At 44.4% G+C, this 22,795-nt stretch carries 24 protein-coding genes; 12 read left to right on the top strand and 12 right to left on the bottom strand.

The annotated features are described in order from the left end of the window. Positions 1 to 56 precede the first annotated feature (56 nt). From AC9UC2_RS00995 to AC9UC2_RS01005, 3 genes are read right to left on the bottom strand one after another with little or no spacing between them, the layout of a single operon-like run. Positions 57 to 1,244, bottom strand: coding sequence for a glycosyltransferase family 87 protein (locus AC9UC2_RS00995; protein WP_509524196.1), 1,188 nt, complete (start codon positions 1,242 to 1,244; stop codon positions 57 to 59). Continuing rightward, complete coding sequence (locus AC9UC2_RS01000; protein ID WP_509524199.1) at positions 1,244 to 3,145, bottom strand: transglycosylase domain-containing protein; 1,902 nt, start codon at positions 3,143 to 3,145, stop codon at positions 1,244 to 1,246. The genes AC9UC2_RS00995 and AC9UC2_RS01000 overlap by 1 nt, the downstream gene beginning before the upstream one ends. A gap of 9 nt (positions 3,146 to 3,154) precedes the next feature. Beyond that, a complete protein-coding gene (locus tag AC9UC2_RS01005; RefSeq protein ID WP_509524202.1) occupies positions 3,155 to 3,568 on the bottom strand; it encodes a DUF5318 family protein in 414 nt (137 codons plus the stop codon). A gap of 43 nt (positions 3,569 to 3,611) precedes the next feature. Between AC9UC2_RS01005 and AC9UC2_RS01010 the strand changes: the two genes are divergently transcribed. Further along, a complete protein-coding gene (locus AC9UC2_RS01010; protein WP_509524204.1) occupies positions 3,612 to 4,883 on the top strand; it encodes an MFS transporter in 1,272 nt (423 codons plus the stop codon). Here AC9UC2_RS01010 and AC9UC2_RS01015 read toward each other — a convergent pair. After that, positions 4,873 to 6,303 (bottom strand): CCA tRNA nucleotidyltransferase, encoded by a 1,431-nt coding sequence (locus tag AC9UC2_RS01015; RefSeq protein ID WP_509524207.1) that lies wholly within the window; start codon positions 6,301 to 6,303, stop codon positions 4,873 to 4,875. The two genes, AC9UC2_RS01010 and AC9UC2_RS01015, sit on opposite strands and share 11 nt — an antisense overlap. Before the next feature lie 32 nt (positions 6,304 to 6,335). Between AC9UC2_RS01015 and AC9UC2_RS01020 the strand changes: the two genes are divergently transcribed. The 7 genes from AC9UC2_RS01020 to AC9UC2_RS01050 are packed head-to-tail and all read left to right on the top strand — an operon-like array spanning position 6,336 to position 13,270. Beyond that, a complete protein-coding gene (locus AC9UC2_RS01020; RefSeq protein WP_509524209.1) occupies positions 6,336 to 6,899 on the top strand; it encodes an NUDIX hydrolase in 564 nt (187 codons plus the stop codon). After that, positions 6,896 to 8,002: a DUF6049 family protein gene (locus tag AC9UC2_RS01025; RefSeq protein ID WP_509524211.1), complete on the top strand. Its 1,107-nt coding sequence runs from the start codon at positions 6,896 to 6,898 to the stop codon at positions 8,000 to 8,002. The genes AC9UC2_RS01020 and AC9UC2_RS01025 overlap by 4 nt, the downstream gene beginning before the upstream one ends. After that, positions 7,999 to 9,645, top strand: a complete 1,647-nt coding sequence (gene murJ, locus AC9UC2_RS01030; RefSeq protein WP_509524213.1) for a murein biosynthesis integral membrane protein MurJ — start codon at positions 7,999 to 8,001, stop codon at positions 9,643 to 9,645. The genes AC9UC2_RS01025 and murJ overlap by 4 nt, the downstream gene beginning before the upstream one ends. A 23-nt stretch (positions 9,646 to 9,668) precedes the next feature. Beyond that, positions 9,669 to 10,595: a thioredoxin-disulfide reductase gene (gene trxB, locus AC9UC2_RS01035; RefSeq protein WP_509524216.1), complete on the top strand. Its 927-nt coding sequence runs from the start codon at positions 9,669 to 9,671 to the stop codon at positions 10,593 to 10,595. 47 nt (positions 10,596 to 10,642) lie between these two features. Continuing rightward, positions 10,643 to 10,966 (top strand): thioredoxin, encoded by a 324-nt coding sequence (gene trxA / locus AC9UC2_RS01040; protein ID WP_509524218.1) that lies wholly within the window; start codon positions 10,643 to 10,645, stop codon positions 10,964 to 10,966. Between the two features lie 4 nt (positions 10,967 to 10,970). After that, positions 10,971 to 11,963: an N-acetylmuramoyl-L-alanine amidase gene (locus AC9UC2_RS01045; protein WP_509524220.1), complete on the top strand. Its 993-nt coding sequence runs from the start codon at positions 10,971 to 10,973 to the stop codon at positions 11,961 to 11,963. A 41-nt stretch (positions 11,964 to 12,004) separates the two neighbouring features. Beyond that, entirely contained in the window at positions 12,005 to 13,270 is a 1,266-nt protein-coding gene (locus AC9UC2_RS01050; RefSeq protein WP_509524223.1) for an aminotransferase-like domain-containing protein, read from the top strand. On the opposite strand, the gene AC9UC2_RS01055 is transcribed toward AC9UC2_RS01050, so the two are convergent. Genes AC9UC2_RS01055 through rpmH form a run of 8 tightly spaced genes read right to left on the bottom strand, consistent with a single transcriptional unit; the run spans position 13,267 to position 17,868 of the window. Then, positions 13,267 to 14,130 (bottom strand): ParB/RepB/Spo0J family partition protein, encoded by an 864-nt coding sequence (locus AC9UC2_RS01055; RefSeq protein ID WP_509524225.1) that lies wholly within the window; start codon positions 14,128 to 14,130, stop codon positions 13,267 to 13,269. The two genes, AC9UC2_RS01050 and AC9UC2_RS01055, sit on opposite strands and share 4 nt — an antisense overlap. Further along, positions 14,130 to 15,038, bottom strand: coding sequence for a ParA family protein (locus AC9UC2_RS01060; protein ID WP_509524227.1), 909 nt, complete (start codon positions 15,036 to 15,038; stop codon positions 14,130 to 14,132). Before AC9UC2_RS01060 ends, AC9UC2_RS01055 begins: the two co-directional genes overlap by 1 nt. Before the next feature lie 8 nt (positions 15,039 to 15,046). After that, the gene (gene rsmG, locus AC9UC2_RS01065; RefSeq protein ID WP_509524229.1) at positions 15,047 to 15,625 is read right to left on the bottom strand and encodes a 16S rRNA (guanine(527)-N(7))-methyltransferase RsmG; all 579 of its coding nucleotides are present in this window, start codon (positions 15,623 to 15,625) and stop codon (positions 15,047 to 15,049) included. A 4-nt stretch (positions 15,626 to 15,629) separates the two neighbouring features. Then, on the bottom strand, positions 15,630 to 16,172 hold the full coding sequence (locus AC9UC2_RS01070) for a Jag family protein (RefSeq protein WP_509524232.1): 543 nt from the start codon (positions 16,170 to 16,172) through the stop codon (positions 15,630 to 15,632). Positions 16,173 to 16,232: 60 nt separating this feature from the next. Then, positions 16,233 to 17,135 carry a membrane protein insertase YidC gene (gene yidC, locus AC9UC2_RS01075; RefSeq protein WP_509524235.1) on the bottom strand — a complete coding sequence of 301 codons (903 nt, stop codon included), beginning with the start codon at positions 17,133 to 17,135 and terminating at the stop codon, positions 16,233 to 16,235. Further along, positions 17,128 to 17,361 (bottom strand): membrane protein insertion efficiency factor YidD, encoded by a 234-nt coding sequence (yidD, locus tag AC9UC2_RS01080; RefSeq protein ID WP_509524237.1) that lies wholly within the window; start codon positions 17,359 to 17,361, stop codon positions 17,128 to 17,130. Before yidD ends, yidC begins: the two co-directional genes overlap by 8 nt. Continuing rightward, the gene (gene rnpA, locus AC9UC2_RS01085; protein WP_509524240.1) at positions 17,358 to 17,711 is read right to left on the bottom strand and encodes a ribonuclease P protein component; all 354 of its coding nucleotides are present in this window, start codon (positions 17,709 to 17,711) and stop codon (positions 17,358 to 17,360) included. The genes yidD and rnpA overlap by 4 nt, the downstream gene beginning before the upstream one ends. A 19-nt stretch (positions 17,712 to 17,730) precedes the next feature. Continuing rightward, the gene (gene rpmH, locus AC9UC2_RS01090; protein ID WP_445821280.1) at positions 17,731 to 17,868 is read right to left on the bottom strand and encodes a 50S ribosomal protein L34; all 138 of its coding nucleotides are present in this window, start codon (positions 17,866 to 17,868) and stop codon (positions 17,731 to 17,733) included. A 296-nt stretch (positions 17,869 to 18,164) separates the two neighbouring features. On the opposite strand from rpmH, the gene dnaA reads away from it, so the two are divergent. The 4 genes from dnaA (at position 18,165) to AC9UC2_RS01110 (ending at position 22,637) form a co-directional block, all read left to right on the top strand. Next, positions 18,165 to 19,565 (top strand): chromosomal replication initiator protein DnaA, encoded by a 1,401-nt coding sequence (gene dnaA, locus AC9UC2_RS01095; protein WP_509524716.1) that lies wholly within the window; start codon positions 18,165 to 18,167, stop codon positions 19,563 to 19,565. A gap of 357 nt (positions 19,566 to 19,922) precedes the next feature. Then, the gene (gene dnaN, locus AC9UC2_RS01100) at positions 19,923 to 21,053 is read left to right on the top strand and encodes a DNA polymerase III subunit beta (protein WP_509524243.1); all 1,131 of its coding nucleotides are present in this window, start codon (positions 19,923 to 19,925) and stop codon (positions 21,051 to 21,053) included. Positions 21,054 to 21,084: 31 nt separating this feature from the next. Next, positions 21,085 to 22,179, top strand: a complete 1,095-nt coding sequence (recF, locus tag AC9UC2_RS01105) for a DNA replication/repair protein RecF (RefSeq protein ID WP_509524246.1) — start codon at positions 21,085 to 21,087, stop codon at positions 22,177 to 22,179. Continuing rightward, positions 22,179 to 22,637: a DciA family protein gene (locus AC9UC2_RS01110; protein ID WP_509524249.1), complete on the top strand. Its 459-nt coding sequence runs from the start codon at positions 22,179 to 22,181 to the stop codon at positions 22,635 to 22,637. Before recF ends, AC9UC2_RS01110 begins: the two co-directional genes overlap by 1 nt. Positions 22,638 to 22,795: the final 158 nt, after the last annotated feature.

Consider the following 22,795-nt stretch of genomic DNA (forward strand, 5'->3'; position numbering starts at 1 on the left):
GTGACAGGAGGGTTAAATTCCTTACTACCGTAGGAAAACCTAAGGGAATAAGAGGCCTAAGGGTAGGCCTTGGAGCCCTCAAACAGTAAATCGAGCAGCCTGCTGTGCGTATTTCGAGCCTGAAGGGCCCGGCGGGCCAGGACCGCCATCAGGTAGATGGTGCCCCCGATTCGGACCAGGGTCAGGATGGCAAATGGGGTTGGTCCAAGTCCAAACTTGGCATCGGTGACTTGTGCCAGGTGTTGCCAAATGGCGATGTGATAAATCAATTCAGTTGCTTGCCAAACCCAAAATGCGTGCAGATCTTTTTTATTAGTTAACGCGATAACAGCTAGCGGAGTTAGCCACAGAACATATTGCGGTGAATACACCTTACTTGCAAGCATTACAGATGCCAGCACAAAGAAGGAAACTGATGCAAGTGAAGGTGTGTACTTGATTTCAAATAATAGGATCGCAATTGTTGTTAGTGCGATCAGCAATAACAAAATTGAAAGGTAGTTCAGATTGGTTAGGTTAATCCCTAGTTGTTGAAGGGCTAACCAGAATGATCCCCAGTCTGGTCCACGTTCCAGATTGAGTTTGTAAAAGCGCCACCAACCTGTCGGGGTTGTTACTGCAAATGGAAGATTGATTGCTAACCAAGTTCCAAAAGCAATTGCAATGTATTTAATTGCTTCTTTGATTTTATTCTCACGCCAGAAAATGAAAACAATTGGGATCAGTAAGAAGATTGGCAAAAACTTCGTAGAGATAGATAAGCCCATTAATAAAGCGCTGAAGATAAATTGTTTACGATCAAACCAATAGATCGCAAGCATCATTGTCGCAATAGCCCACAAATCCCAATTGATAAACAGTGAAGCGATCATCGCTGGTGCAACTGGCACAAGGTATGCAAACTCTGGTCGTATCTTTCTGACAATTAAGACGGTTGCGATAAACAAAAGAATCAAAAAGAAAATATTGATATTAAAGTATGAAACCGGCGAATTAGCCGCAAAGGAGGTTACATACATAACCATTGCTGTGATTACTGGGTATTCAACGCTGTTGTCATCACTTGCAAATGGCCATTGATTTGTACTTAATCCCCGTGCTTCGAACAACGCCGGGAGATCGCTATAACAGGCGTGAACATATTGATCTGGCGTTGCCCAGCCAGTGTTTGCGCAATGGCTAAATTTCGCTACAGAAAGCAGTGATGCCAGTATTGCTAAGGCAACAAAGGTGCGGACTTTCATTAATCTTTAGGCTTCTGTACTCCACCCGATGTCATAACAACAGGTTCTAATCCACCAATATTTGCTGGCGCAGGGAAATCCATAATTGGTTCGCCCTTGAGTGCGCCCTTCATAAATTGTGTCCAGATACGTGCGGGGAAAGATCCACCTGTCAGTGATGTCATTCCACCAATTCCGTTAAGGGATTGAGTTGCGTTGTCGCGGAAGAAAGAAACTGATGCTGCAATCTGCGGCGTGTAAGCGCTAAACCAGGCAGATGCATTTGATTGTGAAGTTCCAGTCTTACCAGCTACAGGTCGACCTAAAGCAAGTGCTGCCGCACCGGTTCCACCTAAAATTGTTCCTTTAAGCGCGTACGTTAAATCTGCCATGACCTCTCTGCTAAATGCTTCTTGAGTTTGAGGTGTACCTTCATACAAAACACCTTTGTTGGAACCTAATACCTGAGACACGAGGAAAGGTTTTGACTTAATACCTTGCGCTGCAAAAGTCGCATATGCGTTGGCAACATCAATAACATGCGGGCTTGATGTACCTAGAACAACAGATGGTGTTGGCATCATCGCAACACTTTCAGGAATTCCAGCACGGCGTGCAACATCTACGACCTTGTCTGGGCCAACCTTTATTCCAAGTGGAACAAAGATGGTGTTAATCGAACGCTTTGTTGCTTCCATTAAGCTAACTTGACCGAAACCATTGTTTCCATAATTTGAAACAATGTATGGCTTACCTAAATCATCAAATGTTTGTGGTGAGTCACCGTTCCACATTGAAGTAAGCGGAATTCCTTGTTCAAGCCCGGCAACTAAAGCAAAGGCTTTAAATGTTGAACCTGCTTGCGTAATTGATTGAGTTGCATCATTTAATTGACGCTCTAGATAGTCACGGCCACCGTAAAGAGCTAATACTTCGCCGGTTCCAGGGCGGATTGCAACTAGGCCAATACGCAGATCTGCTGGCGCATTTGTTGGATAAAACTTATTAACCGCATCAACGGCAGATTGTTGAGCCTTTTGATCCAAGGTGGTTTTAATTACAAGTCCACCGACTAGTAGTTGATCTTGGCTAAATCCAAGTTTTGCTAACTCTTTTTGAACAGCTTCGATGACGTGACCTTTTGGACCACTGAGCTGACCTGAAGTAGCACGCGGTGCAACCTTTGGAAGCTTCATCTTGGCGGCAGCTTTTTCATCTAGCCAGCCAGCTTCAATCATGTTGTTGATTGTGTATTCAAATCGATTAGCTAGGCGTTCGGCGTTGCCTTCTCTAAATACTGGGTCGTATAAGCCCGGCGAGCGCAAGATTGATGCGATCACTACTGCTTGTGAATCAGTTAGTTGATCAACATTGCGATTGAAGTATTGCTGTGACGCGGTCATAACACCGTATGAACCGCGACCAAAGTAAATTGTGTTTAAGTAACTTTCAAAGATTTGATCTTTTGACAGTTGGTTTTCTAATTTGATTGCAATTACTAATTCTCGGACCTTGCGCTGAATCGTTCGGCTAGGGGTAAGAAAAGCGGTCTTGGCGTATTGCTGCGTGATTGTTGATCCACCTTGCAATGAGCCACCGCGCAAATTGTTTATTACCGCGCGGGCAATTCCGGTAATTGAGAAAGCCTTGTTTGAATAAAAATTACGATCTTCTGCAGCTAGAACTGCGTAACGTACATTCAGTGGAATTTTTGCCAGTGGAACGATTTGTCGGTTCTGAGTTCCAACGCGACCAATTTCTTCACCGTTTGAGTACTGAATAATTGTGGATTGGCTATTTACATAGGCGTTGGGATCTGGAATATCAACGGTGAAATAGGCAAGTGCAAATAAAACTGAGCCGGCAACAAAACCAAAGCCGCCAAGGAATACGGCAGCTCTAATCAGTAATTTACGGGCCATTTGGCAATGCTATCCCTTGACGTAATCCTCATCCTCCAAGGTCCGCACTTTGCGCGGGGCTTTTCGCTCAACTCCATCGCCCAAAATGTACGAGGCGCACAGGTGATTCCATGAACAGTTCTTACAGACCTCGACGATGTAGACGGTGAACTCACCGAATTCGCATTCCATCTCAACTAATTCGCGGGGAGTCTTAATGCGCCCTGAGTATTGGCCTAGTTGTTCTCCAAAGGTGTAGCGAAGTTCGACCAGCTCTTCTTTTTTGCAGACTGGGCAGTTGCGATTAACGGTGTCGCCATGCCATTTGGCTGCGCGCATTAAATAAGGATCAGCATCGCAGGCATCAACGGTTCCACGAAACAGGGCTATCAAGGTAGCTCGCTTGTCGAGTGAATAATCGATGAATGATCGTTGCGATTTCATTAGGGTGAAGAATAATCCTAAATTCAGGGATACGCTCTTTCTTATGAGTTTCGCTGGGTTGCTTCGACATCCGCGGCTTTCCAGGCTCTTGGCTGTTCGTTGGACAGGGCAGATGACCGATGGCGTCTTTCAGAGCGCACTTGCATCCTTTGTTTTGTTTTCTCCAGAACGCCAAGCAAATGCCTTAAGTGCAGCAATTGGTTTTGCAGTTGTTCTATTGCCGTATTCGATAGTTGGACCTTTTGTTGGAACAATTTTAGATCGTGTTTCGCGTCAACGTGCTTTGTTTTTTGCAAACCTTGCCCGCAGTGCCAATTTATTGGTAGTTGCAGTATTTGTTTTTAGCGGCGCTACTGGTGTTGCGCTAACTGCAGTTGTACTTATTGCTTTCGGAATCAACCGTTTAATTCTTGCAGCTCTATCAGCCGGCCTACCTTTGTTAATTGATGCAAAGTCATTGATTACAGCAAATGCAATTGCAGTAACCGGTGGTTCTGTTTTAGTAGTTATTGGTGGCGGAATCGGCGTTGGTGTTCGCGCACTAGTTGATGGCGCAGCCCTTGCAGATCAAGCGGATTCTTTGCTCATCCTGATTGCCGCTGGTGGTTATCTAACCGCTGCGCTGCTTGCTGGCCGTTTAGATAAGTATGAAATCGGCCCGCTGGCACATGAAAAAGCTGCAGCTTCATTTCGGCAAGGGTTTACCGATATGCGCGAGGGAATTGAATTCCTTCGCAAAAATATTGATACCGCGCGCGGAATCTCTGCAACTGCGGTGCATCGTGGCGGGCTAACTGCTTTAACTTTGACTGCGTTGTTGCTCGAGCGCAATACCTTCAACGATCCATCACGACCAGAAGATGGCTTACAGGGTTTTGGAATCGCGTTAACTATTGCCGGAATCGGTGTTTTCTTAGGCGCCTTCTTGGCCCCTTACGGAGTTGCACGATTTGGTCGACATCGTTGGATTAAATTTGCCATGTATGCAAGTGCATTTTCACCTATCTTTTTAGCGATCTGGCAGACCGAAGTTGCGTTAGCAGTTACCGCATTCTTGACCGCATTTTGTGGCCAGAACATAAAGGTCACCAATGATGCATTGGTGCAATCCAAGATCGATGATTATTACCGTGGACGCGTTTTTGCTGTTTACGATGTTGTAGTAAATAGTGCAATTGTTAGTGGCGGTTTAATTGCAGCTTTATTGCTGCCAACTTCGGGAGTAACTGCAAAGGTTCCATTGTTTGTGATGGGTGCTTATTTGTTAGTTGCTGTCGTGGTTCTGCGACCAAGTAAGTTTAAAGCTACCTACTAGCCCACCAATTAAGCAGCGCTTTTGTGGCGGCTTCCTCACCAATTGGTCCCTGTTCAAGACGTAGCTCCATTAAGAAATCCATCGCTTGTCCAACTTCACGTGAAGGTTTTAACTTTAAGATCTGCATGACTTGCTCGCCATCTAAATCTGGGCGGATTTTTGATAACTCTTCTTGCTCCATTAAAACTTCAATTCGCGCTTCCAATGAATCATAAGTAGCAGACAAGCGAGCAGCCTTTGTCTTATTTCTTGTAGTGCAATCTGCGCGAGTTAAAACATGTAAATGTGCAATGAAATCGCCTGCATCGCGCACGTAGCGGCGGACAGCAGAATCAGTCCATTCTCCTTCTCCATAGCCGTGAAAACGAAGGTGGAGCATTGTTAATAGCTCAACGGCGTCAATGGTGTCATTATCAAAGCGCAGCGCCTGTAAACGCTTTTTTGCAAGGCGCGCACCAACTACTTCGTGGTGGTGAAAGGAAACGCCGCCGCCTTCGATAAATGCGCGAGTTTTTGGTTTTCCAATGTCATGCAAAAGCGCGGCAATGCGAATCACAAGGTTTGGCCCACCAAGTCGTTCTTCCAGTGCAATCGCTTGTTCCAGCACTGTAATTGAGTGTTCGTAAACATCTTTGTGATGGTGGTGTTCATCAACTTCTAGGCGCAGCTTTGGAATTTCAGGCAAGACAATATCTGCAAGACCGGTATCGACAAGAATTGTTATTCCGATACGAGGATTTGCCGACATCATTATTTTTGTAAATTCATCGCGCACACGTTCTGCTGAAATAATCGATATGCGATGAGCTAAATCCTTCATAGAAGCCAATACATCTGGTGCGATTTCAAACTCTAATTGACTAGCAAATCGAGCAGCGCGCATCATTCGTAAAGGATCATCATTAAATGAATCTCCTGGGCGCACCGGAGTACGCAAAACTTTTGCAGCTAAATCTTGTAAGCCGTTAAATGGATCAATGAACTCTGGTTTGTCGCCGGTTAATTCAAGTGCCATGGAATTAACAGTGAAATCGCGCCTTGATAAATCACCATGGATTGAATCGCCGTATTCAACTTCAGGTTTGCGAGATTCTGGATCGTATTGTTCGGTTCGATAGGTTGTTACTTCTACAGTTGTGTCACCGCGTTTTCCTGCAACGGTTCCAAAAGCAATTCCGGTATCCCAGATATTGTCAGCCCATGATTGCAAAATCTTTTTTGTTTCTAATGGGTGCGCATTTGTTGTGAAATCTAAATCATTTCCTAATCGACCTAAGATCGCATCACGTACAGGCCCACCAACTAATGCCAAGGTGAAACCTTGCGCCTTGAAGGCCAAGGCAAGGGAGCTGGCCAGCGGTGCCCGTTCAATCAATGAACGGATCGATAACTCTCCTGCTGCGCCTAATGCATTACTCACAATAAGTAAGGTTAAAGCACTATCCTTACTTCATGATCCCTGCACCTGGTGCGGGCAGCGAAGGCACGAAGAAAAAACGGAAACGTAAGCGTTCCGGTAACCGCGGCCCACAACCACAGACTCAAACGGCTCCCAATAAGAGTCCTCAAGCAAAGCGCCCGTATGCAAAGCGTGTTGATGAGGTCAGTGCTGGCGGTTTAGTTGTTGATACGACAGGCACTAAAGGTTTATTGATCGGTCGCTACGACACTAAGGATGCAACCGGAAAACGCATATTGTGGTCGCTACCTAAGGGCCATATTGAAGAAGGTGAGACCCCAGAGCAAGCTGCAATTCGTGAGGTAGCTGAAGAAACCGGTATTACATCCAGCATTACAAAATCTTTAGGTGTCATTGATTTCTGGTTTATGGCCGGCGGAAAAAGAATTCACAAGACTGTGCATCACTTTATGTTTGCAGAAGTTGGCGGCGTTTTAGCAGCTCAGGAAAGTGAAGTTGATGAAGTTTCTTGGTTTCCGTTAGAGGAAATTGTTGACCGACTTGCATACCCTGATGAAAAGAAATTAATCGCGCGAAGTGCCGAGATAACACAATGAAGAAAATAGTTTTGCTTATTGTCACAACTTTTCTTTTATTGATGATGCCCCAATCGGCCGCCACAAATACAGTTATTCGAATTATTGCTCCAGTAAGCCAAACATTTACCGGTGAGTTTCGTAATGATGATTTAGTGCAATCCTTGACACCATCGGGTGATTTGGGTTTGAAGGTATATCAACCCATCGCCAAGAATCGAACATGGGTTATTGACGCGGCCTTAGTTGATGAAGTTATTCTGATGAGTAATGAATACACATTGGCAAACGAGGCAGAGCCTGCAGGAAAAGAAATTGCTACGGCTTGGTTGACTCAGTTAAAACGAGTAACCGCCGGAAATGAAGTTGTTGCACTTGCATACGGGAACCCAGATATTGCACTGGCTAAAGTTTTAGCACCAAGTGAGTTGCGGTCTTACTTTATTTATGGGCAGGATCGTTTGCAGTTGGCCCTTGGCCGGATCGTTCGAAGCGAACCTGATGTTGCGTGGAGTGTAGGAAAGTCAGGGCTAAGCAATCCTCTACGCAAGAGCTATAGCGATAATCGCAAGGCATTAACTCGTTTATCACGTGTTGTCGACACCCCTGAATTGATTCAACTTCGAGCGCGCTTAGGTCAATTGTTATCACCAACTTTAGATAAAAATTCACGAGAATATTTTTCACGAAGTGCGACCAATGCAGTAAAGCAAACGGTTAATAAATTACGTATTAATAGCGGTAAGTACCAAATAACAACTTTGTCGGTAAAGCTTCCGGTCACTGTAATTAATGATTTTGATGTTGACGTCACCGTTGATATCGCGATGTTGGCAGCTAACTCACGAATAATTGTTGAAAGTTTTGATAACGTCTTAATCCCTGCTCAATCAAAAAGGCAGCTGGAAATGCAGGTGGATGTCATTGCGCCTGGTCAAACAACTGTTTCTGCACTTATTACAGGTCCCGAAGATGACGCCGAAGTTGTGCCCGCAGCGATCTTGACTTTAAATTCAACGGTTGTTGATTCAAGAGTAATTTGGTTTACTACAGGGGCAGCCATACTTCTCTTATTAGCAGCTGTTGCACAAAGTGTTCGCCGGGTCCGAAGGAGAAGCAAATGAAATCTAATGAGCTATTCCGTGCTTCTGGAATCATGGCACTTGGAACAATTATTTCTCGAATCACCGGATTTATCCGTGGAATTTTAATTGTTGCAGTTTTAGGTACCGCATTACTTGCAGATACTTACAACGTAGCAAACACAATGCCAAATATTTTGTATAACTTATTGGTTGGTGGAGCCTTAACTGCCATTTTCATTCCACAACTTGTTCGCTCCTTTGAACATGATGACGGAGGAGATGGTTTTGCTTCGCGTTTGATTACAACAATTTCGCTGATACTTCTTGCATTAGTTACCCTTGGAATGGTTTTTGCACCTGCATTAGTTCGTTTATATGCCCCGGAATTTTTCACACCGGGTTTTGAAACTGAGCAAGAGATTGCTGTTGCTTTTACTCGTTATTGTCTGCCACAAATCTTTTTCTTAGGATTGTTCACGATGTTGGGCCAGGTCGCTAATGCTCGCGGTTCTTTTGGCCCGCTTATGTGGGCCCCGATTGCAAATAACCTAGTTGGCATAGCCCTCTTTGGTGGATTTTTAATCTTTTCTCCAGGCGTGAACATTTCAAATATCACATCCTCACAGGTTCAAATTTTGGGTTGGGGAACCACTTTTAGCGTTGTTGTTCAAGCTCTAGTTCTGGTGCCGGTAATTAAGCGTTTAGGAATCACAATCAAGCCAAAGCTTGGCGTCGAGGGATTAGGTAAATCCTTTAATTTGGCGGGTTGGACCTTGGTTTATGTCCTAATTTCACAACTTGGTTACTTGGTAACTGTAAATGTTGCTACATCTGCCGCGGTTCGCAGCGCACAAGAGGGTATTACAGCTGGTGTTGGTTTTACGCCATACACATTTGCCTACTATGTAATGTTGTTACCGTATTCAATTGTCACTATTTCAATTATCACGGCGATTTTGCCACATATCTCTAAGTTAGCAGTTGATGGCAAGCGCGAAGAAGTAAAAGCGCAACTTGTGCGTGCAATTCGATTAGTTGGAGTAATTACAATTCCAAGTGCTGTTGCATTCTTACTCTTTGGCTCCTTAATTACTGAAGTAATTATTATTGGTGTTCCAATTGAAGATGCTCGCTATATTGGATATGTCTTGTCGGCGTTGAGTTTTGGTTTGGTGGCCTTTTCTATTAATTTAATTTTGATCCGTGGTTTTAACGCTTTCGAAGACACCCGAACACAAGTTATTTCCATTTTGATTATCAATATCATTTCAGTGGCGCTGTCTTACTTCTTCTTGTATTTCTTGCCAAATCAATGGGTTACGGTCGGTTTAGGTGCGGCTTTTTCTTTCAGTTACTTAGTTGGATTGCTAGTAACACTTAAGTTGTTGAAAAAACATACTGGAAAATTAGCTATTAAAGAATTTATTGCACAACATTTACGATTGTTAACCGCAGCTTTACTTGTAATGCTCCCGTTGTTTGCAATGGTCGAATACATTAATTGGGTTGGGGTTGAGTTAACACCGCCAGCTCGTGCTGGACAGTTACTGCTTGTGATGGTTGTCGCATTCTTCGGGTACATCTTTGCCGCTAAAGCGCTGCGGGTTGAGGAGATCTCGATGATTCGCCACCTGGGCAGTTCAATCTCGCGCCGTTCAACAAAACCTGAAGAAAACCATTAGATTTCGGGGTCTAGGGAGCACACATGAGTGAAGTAAGAAATGTCGTAATTGTTGGATCAGGTCCGGCTGGATACACAGCTGCGATCTATGCCGCCCGCGCGCAGTTAGATCCAATTATTTATGAGGGTTCTGTTACTGCAGGTGGTGCGCTTATGAACACAACTGAAGTTGAAAACTTTCCAGGTTTCACAGATGGAGTAATGGGTCCAGATTTAATGGACAGTATGCGCAAGCAAGCAAAGCGCTTTGGTGCTGAACTAATTACTGATGACATTGTTGAAATGGATTTAACTGGCGATATCAAAGTACTAAAGGACGGCTCTGGAAATACTGTTAAGGCAAAATCAGTGATCCTTGCAACTGGAAGCGCTTACCGTGAAATTGGTTTAGTTAATGAAAAGCGTTTGTCTGGCCATGGAGTTTCCTGGTGTGCAACATGTGATGGTTTCTTCTTCCGTGGACAAACAATTGCAGTTGTCGGTGGCGGAGATAGCGCAGTTGAAGAGGCAACCTTCCTAACTCGTTTTGCAGATAAAGTTGTGTTGATTCACCGTCGCGATTCATTGCGCGCATCAAAAATTATGGCTGATCGCGCAAAAGCTAATCCGAAGATTGAATTTATGTGGAACACCGAAGTAATTGATGTTTTGGGTGAAAGCAAGGTTGAAGCACTTAAGTTACGCAGCACTGTCGATGGTTCTGAATCAGAGCGCGCCTTTACTGGTTTGTTTGTTGCTATCGGACATATTCCACGTAGCGAGTTAATTACTGGCCAAATTGATTTAGATAATGAAGGTTATGTAATTTGCGAAGGTCGATCTACCCGCACAAACCAAAAGGGTGTTTTTGCGTGTGGCGACTTAGTTGATCACACATACCGTCAAGCAATCACCGCAGCTGGTTCTGGTTGTGCGGCTGCCCTGGATGCTGAAAAGTTTTTAGCTCACTAAGTTTTTCCCTTTACTGATTTAATACCGACAAAAAGAGGAGTACGACGATGGCAACTAGCAAAGTAACGACAGCAACCTTTGATGCAGAGGTTCTAAAGAGCAGCACCCCTGTTTTGGTTGATTTTTGGGCTGAATGGTGTGGCCCATGCCGCGCGGTTGGCCCAATCTTGGAAGAAATTTCTGATGAATACGGCTCAAAGATCAAGATCGTAAAGCTCAATACAGATGAAGAGTCTGCGATTGCAATCAAGTACGGCATTACATCGATTCCTTCAATGTATGTTTTTGTAAATGGGGAAGTTGTCACACAAATTGTTGGTGCAAAGCCAAAGCCAGCGCTACTAAAAGATCTAGAAAGCTTTCTCGCATAAAACCATGTCAGATTTAACTGAGTCGGAGATCCGCTCATTTCAACAAGCCCGTGGCCTTGATGTCACGGGTTTTGTTGATGCGGTCACTGCACGCGCGTTAGAAGAGTCGCAATGGAAACTTGGTGATCGCTCTTTATATCTTCACAATGTGGATTTAATGCGCGGGGATGACATCGCGGCCTTGCAGACTCGATTAACTGAGATGGGTTTTGATTGTGGGCGTGTAGATGGAATTTACGGTCCACGTACCGAATCAGCTGTGAAAGAGTTTCAAAAATCTGTAGGGGCAACCATTGATGGAAAGTGTGGCCCAGCAACAATCATTGCTTTGCTTCGCTTAACTAAGATTGTTTCAGGTGGAGTCCCATCTACTTTGCGACAAAATGCAACACAACAAAGTCGTGGCCCAGCATTAGCAAACAAGGTAATTGTTTTAAATCCTGATTCAGATAATCAGATTGCTTACGATGTTGCGGTTCGAACTGAAGGTCGTTTACTTGCTTTAGGTGCTTCAGTTTTCCTTACACGTGGTATTTCAAACAATCCTTCCGAACAGGATCGAATTCAATTTAGTAACAAAAGTAATGCAGATTTAATGATCTCGCTAAACCTTGATTCATATGAGAATGAAAAAGCCCATGGCGCTGCTACTTATTTTTATGGAAGCGATACACATGGTGTTCATTCAATTGTTGGTGAACGATTTGCTTCATTGGTACAACGTGAAATTTGCGCGCGAACAGATTTAGCTAATTGCAGAATTCATGCAAAAACATGGGATTTACTGCGTCTTACAACTGCGCCAACGGTAAGAATTGATTTGGGGTACACCAGTAATCCGGGGGATATGTCGCGTCTAACTCGACCAGACTTTCGTGATGTAATTGCAGAAGCCTTGGTGATTGCAATCCAACGCCTGTATTTGGCTGCAGAAGATGATGCAAAAACGGGAACATTACGAATTTCAGATCTTCGTAAAGCTGGCATTCGCCGCTAAATAGCGCTCAAGCCAACGCTTGGGTATGGCAGACTTACTACATGTCCGATATCACGCAACGCTACTCAACAGGTGCTCCGCAAAATCTAGAACAAAGATTTGCATCTCGAGCCGCGCACATGAAGCCAAGTGAGATTCGCTCACTGTTTGCGGTGGCATCTAGACCAGAGATTGTTTCACTAGCTGGTGGAATGCCAAATCTTTCCGCTCTTCCAATGGGAATGATGGCTGATGTTGTAAATAATTTAGTTCGAAATAACGGGCAAGAAGCGTTGCAGTATGGAAATGGTCAAGGCCATCCAAAGCTGCGTGAACAAATTTGTGAAGTAATGGCCCTTGAAGGAATTCGCGCAAACCCAGATGATGTTTTAATTACAACAGGGTCACAACAAGCACTTGACCTTATTTCACGCATCTTTTTAGATCCGCAAGATGTTGTTTTGTGTGAAGCGCCTTCATATGTTGGAGCGTTGGGTACTTTCCATCAATATGAAGCTTCGGTTGTGCATGTTGAAACCGACGACAATGGTTTAGTTCCTACAGCTTTGGCAGAGGCAATCAAGAGTGTGCGGGCAGCGGGGCGAAAGATCAAGTTCCTGTACACAATTCCGAATTACCAAAACCCAAGTGGTGTTTTGTTGCCAGCTAACCGACGTACGGAAATTCTGAAAATTTGTCGCGAAGCCGGCATTTTTGTTGTTGAAGACAATCCATATGGTTTGTTGGGCTTTGATAAGCCATCACCAAATGCGATGCGTGCAGAAGATTCTGAAAATGTGATCTATTTGGGGTCGTTTTCAAAGACAATCGCACCTGGATTGCGTGTGGGTTGGGCGCTAGTTCCGCCATCTTTGAAAGAGAAGTTAGTTATTGCTAGCGAATCATCAATTTTGTGCCCATCTAACTTCACGCAGTTAACTATCTCTAGTTACTTGGCAGATCAGCCATGGCGCGACCAAATCGCATCTTTTTGCGAGCTATACAAGGTGCGTCGTGATGCGATGTTGGAATCACTTGATGAGTATTTTCCTGCAACTGCGCAATGGACAAAGCCTGGTGGTGGTTTTTATGTGTGGGTTACTTTGCCGCCAGAAATTGATACCACCGCTTTAATGCCAAAGGCGATTGTTGCAAAGGTTGCCTACGTTCCTGGAACCGCTTTTTATGCCGATGGTTTTGGATCGTGGTCGTTGCGTTTGTCATATTGCTACCCGACACCAGAGCGTATCCGTGAAGGTGTTAAGGCATTAGGTGGAGTAATTAAACAAGAGATGGCTAGCCGAAAAGGTTTTGAACTTAAAGGTTAGTTTTGAATTGCCTTGGTAATTCGCTGTAAATCTTGTGCTCCAGCAAATTCGATAACAATCGTTCCTTTTTTCGCACTGCCTTGAATAGTCACGCGAGTATCTAGGACATCACCAATTTGCTCAGCGATCTCTTGTAATTCAGGACTGGCAGATTTTGCACCTTTTGGCTTCTTGGTTGATTGACCCTTTGGCGCACCTGAAGAAATAATTTCCTCTGTTGCGCGGACCGATAATCCTTCGCTAATAATTCGTGCCGCTAATTTTTCAATTGAACCAGCATCACTTAAACCAAGCAGGGCGCGTGCATGACCGGCTGATAGAACACCAGAAGCCAATTTTTGTTGAACCGATGGTGGCAAATTCATTAAACGAATTGTGTTAGAAATCAATGGACGTGAACGTCCCAGCTTTAAAGCTAACTCATCATGTGTGCAGTTAAAGTCTGTTAGCAGTTGTGAATACGCAGCAGCTTCTTCTAGTGCGTTTAGTTGACTGCGGTGAATGTTTTCGATCAACGCTTCGCGAAGTAATTCATTATCTGCAGTTTGGCGAATAATGACAGGAATACTTGTTAAGCCAGCAGCTTTTGCCGCGCGAAAACGGCGCTCTCCCATGATTAATTCATACATACCAGGCTTTGTTTGTCGAACTACTGGTGGTTGCAAAATACCAATCTCTTTGATTGATGCAATTAATTCCTCTAGTGCAACTGGGTCAAAATATGTGCGTGGTTGACGTGGGTTAGGAGAAATTGATGAGATAGGGACTTCATTTTGTTGACCAACCTCTTTGTCTCCAACTGTTAATGATGTTGGAATCAAAGCGTCAAGGTTTGTACCTAAACCGCCGCGACGTGCCATTAAGCGATCTCACCTTCACGTTTGTAATTAATTGAAACAACATTTGAATCAAATGGTTTTCCGCGTTCTGCTAGTTCGCGTGCAACAGACATGTATGCAACTGCTCCAGGAGAAACTGGGTCGTATGTCATCACTGTTTGTTTAAATCCAGGAGCTTCTGAAACACGTACTGTGCGGGGGATAGGTATATCAATTAATTCATTGGGATAATGTTTTCTAATTTCATTAGCGACATCATTTGCAAGATTTGTATTGTTAAACATTGTTAAAACAAGTGTTGATAATTTCAATGTTGGATTCAAACGCTTCTTTACTAATTCAAAAGTTTTTAACAATTGTGATAAACCTTCAAGTGAGTAGTACTCGCATTGAATTGGAATCAAAACTTCTTTTGCCGCAGTAAATGCGTTGATTGTTAACAGACCAAGTGATGGTGGGCAGTCAATAAAAATGTAATCAATTGTTTCACCGGTTGCAGCGCGTTCTGTAACTAACTCTTCAATCGCTTCTTTCAAACGCATTTCGCGCGCAACCATCGGAACTAATTCAATTTCTGCTTGCGCTAATGATGTGTTTGATGAAACGCATTCAAGTGACGGAAAGCCTGCAACTTTTTGAATTACTTGCGACATTGTTGATTCACCCATCAACACTTCGTAAATTCCTGCATTATCAAGATGTTCAACACCGAGTGCGGTTGATGCGTTTCCCTGTGGATCAAGATCAATGACAACAACCTTCAAGCCACCCATAGATAGGGCTGCTGCCAGGTTAACTGTGGTGGTCGTTTTGCCGACCCCGCCTTTTTGGTTGGCCACGGTCAGGATTCGAAGGGAGGCTGGTTTTGGCATCGCCTCTTTCAGGCGACGGGTGCCTACGACCTTCTTTGTTTCACGTGAATCATCCACGTGGGTAGTTAAGCACCTTTTTTGACCTCGACTATGCGGCCGAGCTCGATTCCCTCCAGATTTACTTCATGAAGTATCGCTTTTGGCACAGAAAGCATCTCTTCTTGGGCTTTCTCGCCCTTCATGGCCAACAAAGAGCCATTGGTCTTCAAAAGGTGCCAGCTAATCTTCTTCAACTTCTCCAAAGGAGCCACTGCTCGAGCGGTTACATAATGAGCAGTTTGCTTTACATCCTGGGATCGGCCGCGGATAACCTGGATATCAAGACCTTCGACCGCTTCCTGCAAAAACTCCACGCGACGTTCAAGGGGTTCAATCAGGGTAACCTTCAGATCGGGGCGAGCTAGAGCGATCACTATTCCTGGCAGTCCTGCCCCTGAGCCAATATCAAAGACGGTTGCCCCTTCTGTAAACAGGGTTGTAACGGGTAGGCAGTTGAGGATATGACGCTCCCAAATGCGGTCAGCCTCCCGTGGGCCGATTAATCCACGCTCAATTCCAGCTGTTTCTAGGAATTTGGCGTAGGCGTGAACCCGCTCAACATCTGGAAAATGCCTCGCGATGAGGGTTTCACGTGAAACCTGCATGCTTTTACGCTGGATAGATAACTACGAAACGGTTTGGATCTTCTCCATCGGATTCTGAGCTCAAACCAAGATCTTGGATTGTGTCGTGGATGATCTTGCGCTCAAAAGCGTTCATTGGCTTCAAATTGATTGAGTTGCCAGTGGTTTTTGCCTCTTCAGCCATATCCTCAGCAAGCTTCTTGAGCTCCTTTTTACGGCCTGCGCGGAAGTTATCAATGTCCAGCATTAGTCGGCTGCGGTCACCTGTAGAGGTTTGAACCGCTAGGCGGGTTAGCTCCTGGATTGCGTCCAGAACTTCACCATCGCGGCCAACTAGGTGGCTCAACTTGCCCCCCACAATCGCTAGGGATGCGCGGTCATTTTCTACATCAATATCAATATCGCCATCTAGGTCAGCGATATCTAGTAGCGCCTCTAGGTAGTCAGCGGCGATGTCGCCCTCTTCTTCCAGCTTGGCTACGCCTTTTGGAGCCTTTGTAGCTTTTGTGCTGGTTTCCTCTGTTGCCTCAACAACTGCTTCTACCGTCTCTGCTTTAGCCTTTGCCATGATGCCCCCTTTGTCGGGATTGTAGTGAATTAAACATTTTTGGGTAGATATGTCCGTTTATTACTTCTTCTTTTTCTTCTTTTTTGGCTGTTGGCGCTGACCTTTTTCCATGGTCGTACCTTCAGAACTATTTGTCTCTTCTGTTTCAACTACGCCGTTTTTCTTATTGCGTTTACGTTGAAGCTCTTCATATGCCGGTGATCCTGGTGTTGGGTTTCGCTTAATCACGTAGTACTGCTGACCCCATGTCCACAAGTTTGTTGTTGACCAGTAAATCAAAACACCAACTGGAAAGTTAACACCTGTAATTGCAAAAATAATTGGGAATGCGTACAACATAATTTTTTGTTGTTGCAACATCATGTTGTTGGAAGAATCCATCTTTGGCATTCCCTTTGTCATTAATTGACGTTGGGTTGTAAATGTCGTTAGTGACATAAATGCAATAAGGAAAATTGTTACAAGTTTTACAGTTCCAATATCTGAACCTAAAAATGTTTGCGAAATTGGTGCGCCAAAGAACTCTGCTTGTGCTGCGCTAATTCCATCCTCTTTTGTAAGAACTCCCTTTGCATCAATTGGGACCTTTCCAATTCCGTTTAGCACTGTAAACAATGCAAAGAAGATTGGTGCTTGAGCCAAGATTGGGAAACATGATGCAAGCGGGTTTGTCTTGTGTTCCTTGTAAAGCTTCATCATCTCTTCTGATTGCTTTTGGCGATCATCTTTGTACTTCTTTTGAATTTCCTTCATGTGTGGTTGAAGGGCGGTTAATGCACGCTGGCTTTTGATTTGCTTTACAAAAAGTGGGATCAAAATAATACGGATGATGATTACTAGGCCGATGATTGCAAGTGACCAAGAAACACCGCTGTCAGTTCCAAAGATTGGTGTTAGTGCTTTGTGAATCGTCACAATTACCCAAGAAACCGCTATATATAAGGGGTTTAGGATGCTATCCATTAATCACTACCTTCTCTTTCGGAACTGCATAGTCCACACCACCGTGTGACCATGGATTACAACGCAACAAACGCCAGGTGCTCATTGCAACTCCTTTTACTCCGTAGGCTTCGATTGCAGAGACTGCATATGAAGAACATGACGGGTAGTACTTACAGCGTGGTCCAAACATCGGAGAGATCCATTTTTGATACACCTTGATTGGTGCGATCAATAAAGCTCTCACTTTTGTTCAACCTTCTCGGAAAACTTTTTTAAAAGTTGCCCGACAATCTTTGTTACCTCTTGTGATGCATCGGCATCGTTAGCGCTGTTGAGCGCTCGGATTACCAACAAACCTCCCATTGGAAGTTGTGGGTAAATTTCACGAAGGGTGTGACGAACTTGGCGTGCAATTCGGTGACGTGTTACAGATCCACCAACATTTTTACTGATGATCAATCCAGCGCGAGCAGGTTGATCAAGTTGGGTTGGGTATAGGTATCCAACAAAGTTTGGAGTTGAGAATCTCAAACCACTCTTTGTAGCACGCGCGAAATCCGCGCTCTCTGTAAGACGTGCGCTCTTTGCAAGCACGGGTATCGGTTATAAACCCTTATGCAGAAAGCTTGGCGCGACCCTTGCCGCGACGAGCAGAGAGAACTGCACGGCCAGCACGTGTAGCCATGCGAGCACGGAAGCCATGCTTCTTGGCACGACGACGTGTGTTTGGTTGGAAGGTGCGCTTTGTCATGAAAAACTCCTAATTATGAAAATCTACTGCGGGCCAGAAATACGGGGGAAGCAAGGGTGTAACGGTAGAGGTCTGGGGATAAGCGGGTCAAACTGGCTGCTACAGGGGGTGAGGACCGGTCCTAGTTGTGGATAACCAGTTGCTTTTTCTGCCAAACCCCTCTACTTTTCACTCCCGTCCACAGGTATAGCGCCTTTGGTGGGATTTAGCAGGGCTCAACCTGGGGTTTAGACCACAGGGTGTGGATAACCCTGTGGATGAACATTATGGGGTGAGCCCCGAGAATTGAGGCAGTGGTGAGTGTTAAAGAGGTTGAGCTAACCACGCTCTGGGGCAGGGTTATTGAAGAGGTTGCGATTAACGCCCCTCAACACCGAGCGTTCTTGCAACTAACTAAACCACTTGGACTTCTTCATAATGATGATCAAACAACTTTATTGGTGGCAGCGCCCAATCTTTTCGCAAAAGATGTTTTAGAAAGTCGCCTGCGCACAGTTGTCAGCGAAGTTTTAACCCGCGAACTTGGTTCAACCACAAATATTGCTGTCACTGTGGATGAGACGCTTGAAGTTGTCTCAACTTCAACACCTGATGTTGAAATTGAATTTGTCGCACCGAAATCTGGAACTGGTCGCGATGATGCGCCTGTATTAAAGGCAGCCGACACATCTACCTTAAATCCACGGTATGTTTTTGAAACTTTTGTTATCGGCGCATCTAATCGTTTTGCCCACGCTGCTGCAGTGGCGGTTGCTGAAGCACCAGCTAAGGCATACAACCCACTGTTTATTTATGGTGAATCTGGTTTAGGTAAGACGCACTTATTGCACGCGATTGGTGCTTACGCCCAAGAGTTGTATGGAAATGTTCGTGTTAAGTATGTTTCATCGGAAGAATTTACGAATGACTTTATTAACTCAATTCGTGATGATAAAGCATCTGCTTTCCAGCGCCGTTATCGTGATCTAGATATTTTGTTGGTTGATGATATTCAGTTCTTAGAAAACAAAGAACGTACACAGGAAGAGTTCTTCCACACCTTCAACACTTTGTATAACGCCAACAAACAGATCGTTATTTCTAGTGACCGCCCGCCAAAACAATTAACAACTCTTGAAGATCGTTTACGTTCTCGTTTTGAATGGGGTTTGATTACAGATATTCAACCGCCAGAACTTGAAACTCGTATCGCGATTCTTCGCAAAAAAGCTGCCCAAGATAAATTAAATGCACCGGATGACGTGCTTGAATTTATCGCAAGTAAGATTTCAACAAATATTCGCGAGCTTGAAGGTGCTTTGATTCGCGTAACTGCTTTTGCATCCTTAAATCGTCAAAGTGTTGATATGTCACTTGCTGAAATTGTTTTAAAGGATTTGATTCCTAATGAAACTAATCCTGAAATCACCGGCGCAACGATCATGGCCCAAACCGCGGCCTACTTCAGTCTGACAATTGATGATTTATGTGGAACTTCACGGTCTCGAGTTTTGGTGAACGCGCGCCAGATCGCGATGTACTTGTGCCGAGAGCTCACCGAGCTTTCATTGCCGAAGATCGGCCAAACATTTGGTGGGCGTGACCACACAACGGTTATGCACGCCGATAGAAAGATCCGTCAATTAATGGCTGAGCGCCGTTCGATCTATAACCAGGTCAACGAGCTCACCACCCGTATCAAACAGCAGGCTAGATAAACCAAGGTTGATTTGGGCTATATGTCCGAATTGCCACTCTTTACCCCCAGTTGGGGATAACTTGGGGATAACTTGGGTAGTTTAAGGAAAATCCGTGGATAACCATGGTGGAGAAGAAGTGGAAAGGGTGTGGTTGGTAATGAGCGGTCCTACTACCCATCTTTATCCACATCTTTTCCCTGTTGTTACCCACACCTTATACAAGGCCAATCCCCGCGTTGAACAGGGGTTTTACGGTTTATCAACAAATAAAAGCTCTAGTTACTACGACTACCTTTATATACATACATCCAGTTACGCGAATAACCTTTCCGTGAACACTTACACAAACAAAGATCTGAAGAGCCGGGGATAGAAATGAAATTTACAGTCGAGCAATCTGCGTTAACCGATGGAGTTAATTGGGTTTCACGTTCACTATCAACCCGACCAATAAAAACAGAGCTACTCGGAATTGTCATCGATGCGACAAACAATGAAGTCTTCTTGTCCGCATCCGATTTAGAAACAGCAAGTAAGGCACATTTTGCCGCCGGGGTAAAAGAACCTGGCAAGGTTTTAGTTCCAGGAAAACTACTAGCTGAAATTTCACGCTCGCTACCAAACAAACCAATCACTTTTACTTTAGATGGAACACGCGTTTTGGTAACTAGCGGCAGTGCAAAATTCACCCTGCCAACATTATCTGTTGATGAGTATCCAAACTTGCCAGAACTTCCAGATTCAACCGGAACAGTTCCAAGTGACACATTTGCAACAGCGGTTGCACAAGTTGCTATCGCTGCAGGGCGAGATGATTCACTTCCAACACTTACAGGTGTTCATGTAGAAATTAATGAAGACACAATTACTTTTGCAGCAACTGATCGTTACCGTTTAGCGGTTCGCGAAATCCAATGGGCTCCAACTGCGCCTAACACAACAACTACTGCATTACTGCGCGCTCGCACAATTGCCGACGCCGCTAAATCACTCACCGGCTCAAAAGATGTTTCACTTTCATTCGCACCTAACACAAGTAATGATCGTTTAGCTGGTTTTGCAGGCGATGGAAAAACTATGACATCCCGCATGTTAGATGGAACATTTCCCCCATACCGTCACTTACTTCCACAAGAGGTAACAACAACCGCCCTTATTGAAGTCGCAACACTTTTGGATTCTGTCCGCCGAGTCGCACTTGTTACCGATAAAACAGTTCCACTTCGTTTAGATTTTGCAAATAACACACTTTCACTTGAAGCTGGTGCTGGCGAAGAGGCACAAGCAACTGAAGCGATTGAAATCCTTTTAACTGGAGAACCAATCTCTATTGCTTTCAACCCAACATTCTTAGCAGATGGTTTAAATGCGGTTCAAACAAAGTTTGTGCAAATCTCATTTACAGGATCAAACAAACCCGCGATTTTGATGGGTAAAAGCGACAAAGATGGAAAACTGGAAGAAAACTACCGTTACCTCTTAATGCCAATGCGTTACGCCTCATAAAAATATTTCACAGTAAATAAAGGGGTGTCTAGTGCGTATCAACAAGTTAGCACTCACCAATTTTCGCTCCTATAACTCTCTGGAATTAGACCTGGAACCAGGTGTTATAACTTTTATCGGGGATAACGGTTCCGGAAAAACAAACATCGCCGAATCGCTAATCTATTTAGCTTTTCTTACTTCACACCGTGTTTCCAACAATGTCCCACTTATTTCACTAGGAAATCAACAAGCAATTATTCGCGCCGAGGTGCAACGAGAAGATCGCACCCTTCAAATCGATCTAGAGATAAACGCTAGTAAAGCTAACCGCGCGCGTATTAATGGAAACCCAACTCGCAGCCAACGCGAAATCCTGGGCGCAATTCAAATAGTTTATTTTTCCCCTGAAGATTTAGATTTGGTTCGCGGAGAACCAGGTACCCGCCGCGATTTTCTAGATCGCTTATTAATCACCAGAACCCCCCGTTTAGCTGGGGTTATCGCTGATTATGAACGTGTTGTAAAGCAACGCAATGCGCTTTTAAAAACTAGGACATCGGCAGCAGCCCTGGCACCATGGAATGAACAACTTATAAAACTAGGGGCCGAACTAACCGCAGAACGCATATCTTTAATTGATGCGCTAAACCCACATGTGGCCCAAAACTATGCAAACTTGAATGAAGTAAAACCGGCGTCAATTTCCTACAAATGCAGCACCGAAGGTGTTACTCGAGATATTAATGAAAATATTGCAGCCTTTACCGCACGTTTGGATGAAGTTGCCTACCAAGAGATCGAACGTGGTGTTTCATTAATTGGCCCACACCGCGATGATTTACATTTACAACTGGGCGATTTTCCAGCAAAAGGTTATGCCAGCCACGGTGAGTCGTGGTCTATGGCAATCTCGCTTCGAACTGGATCTTTCAACTTATTGAAATCAGAAGGTGCTTCACCAATTTTAATCCTGGATGATGTTTTTGCCGAACTTGATACTTCTCGCCGAATCCAACTAATGTCTGCCACAAAACTTGCCGAACAAACTTTTATCACCGCTGCGGTTGAAAGTGATTTACCCGCTGAATTATTAACCCAAAAGTTTTATGTAACACCTGGTGTAGTTAAGAAAGGGAAGAGTTAATGAGTAAACGCGACTTAGCTTTAGATCTTTTTAAAACATTTAAAACCGGTGTAATCCGCAAACCAAATAAACCCGCACCAACACCACGTGTTGGTCAACCAGGTGACCCAGAATTAATTGGTGGCGTATTAAATAATTTAATTTCAGATCGTGATTGGGATTCAGGACTTGCTGAAGGAAATCTTTTTGTTAATTGGCAAAAAATTGTTGGAGATGAAATTGCACAACATGCACAACCTATTTCGATTTTAGATAATGTTTTAACAATTCAAAGCTCATCGACTGCCTGGGCAACACAATTGAATCTAATCAGCGCCGACTTGCTGTTGACGATCCAAAAAGATGCCACTGGGGTCCTTATTGAAAGGTTGGCGATCATTGGCCCACAAACCCCAACCTGGAAAAAGGGCATCCGCACCATCCGCAACGCTCGCGGCCCGCGAGACACCTACAACTAGTAGTGGCCCACTAGTCACCCTCAACTCCACGCTCAAAGTTCGTCTATACCCGTCCACAGGGCTTTTTTCGGCTATGTAATCCCGCTATTTACGACTAGGATAATCCCATTCCGAGAGGTAAACCCTCTCCAAAAGCCTTTACAGGCGATTTGAAGGAT

The organism is Candidatus Planktophila sp., assembly GCF_036734405.1.
Taxonomy (GTDB): Bacteria; Actinomycetota; Actinomycetes; order Nanopelagicales; family Nanopelagicaceae; genus Planktophila.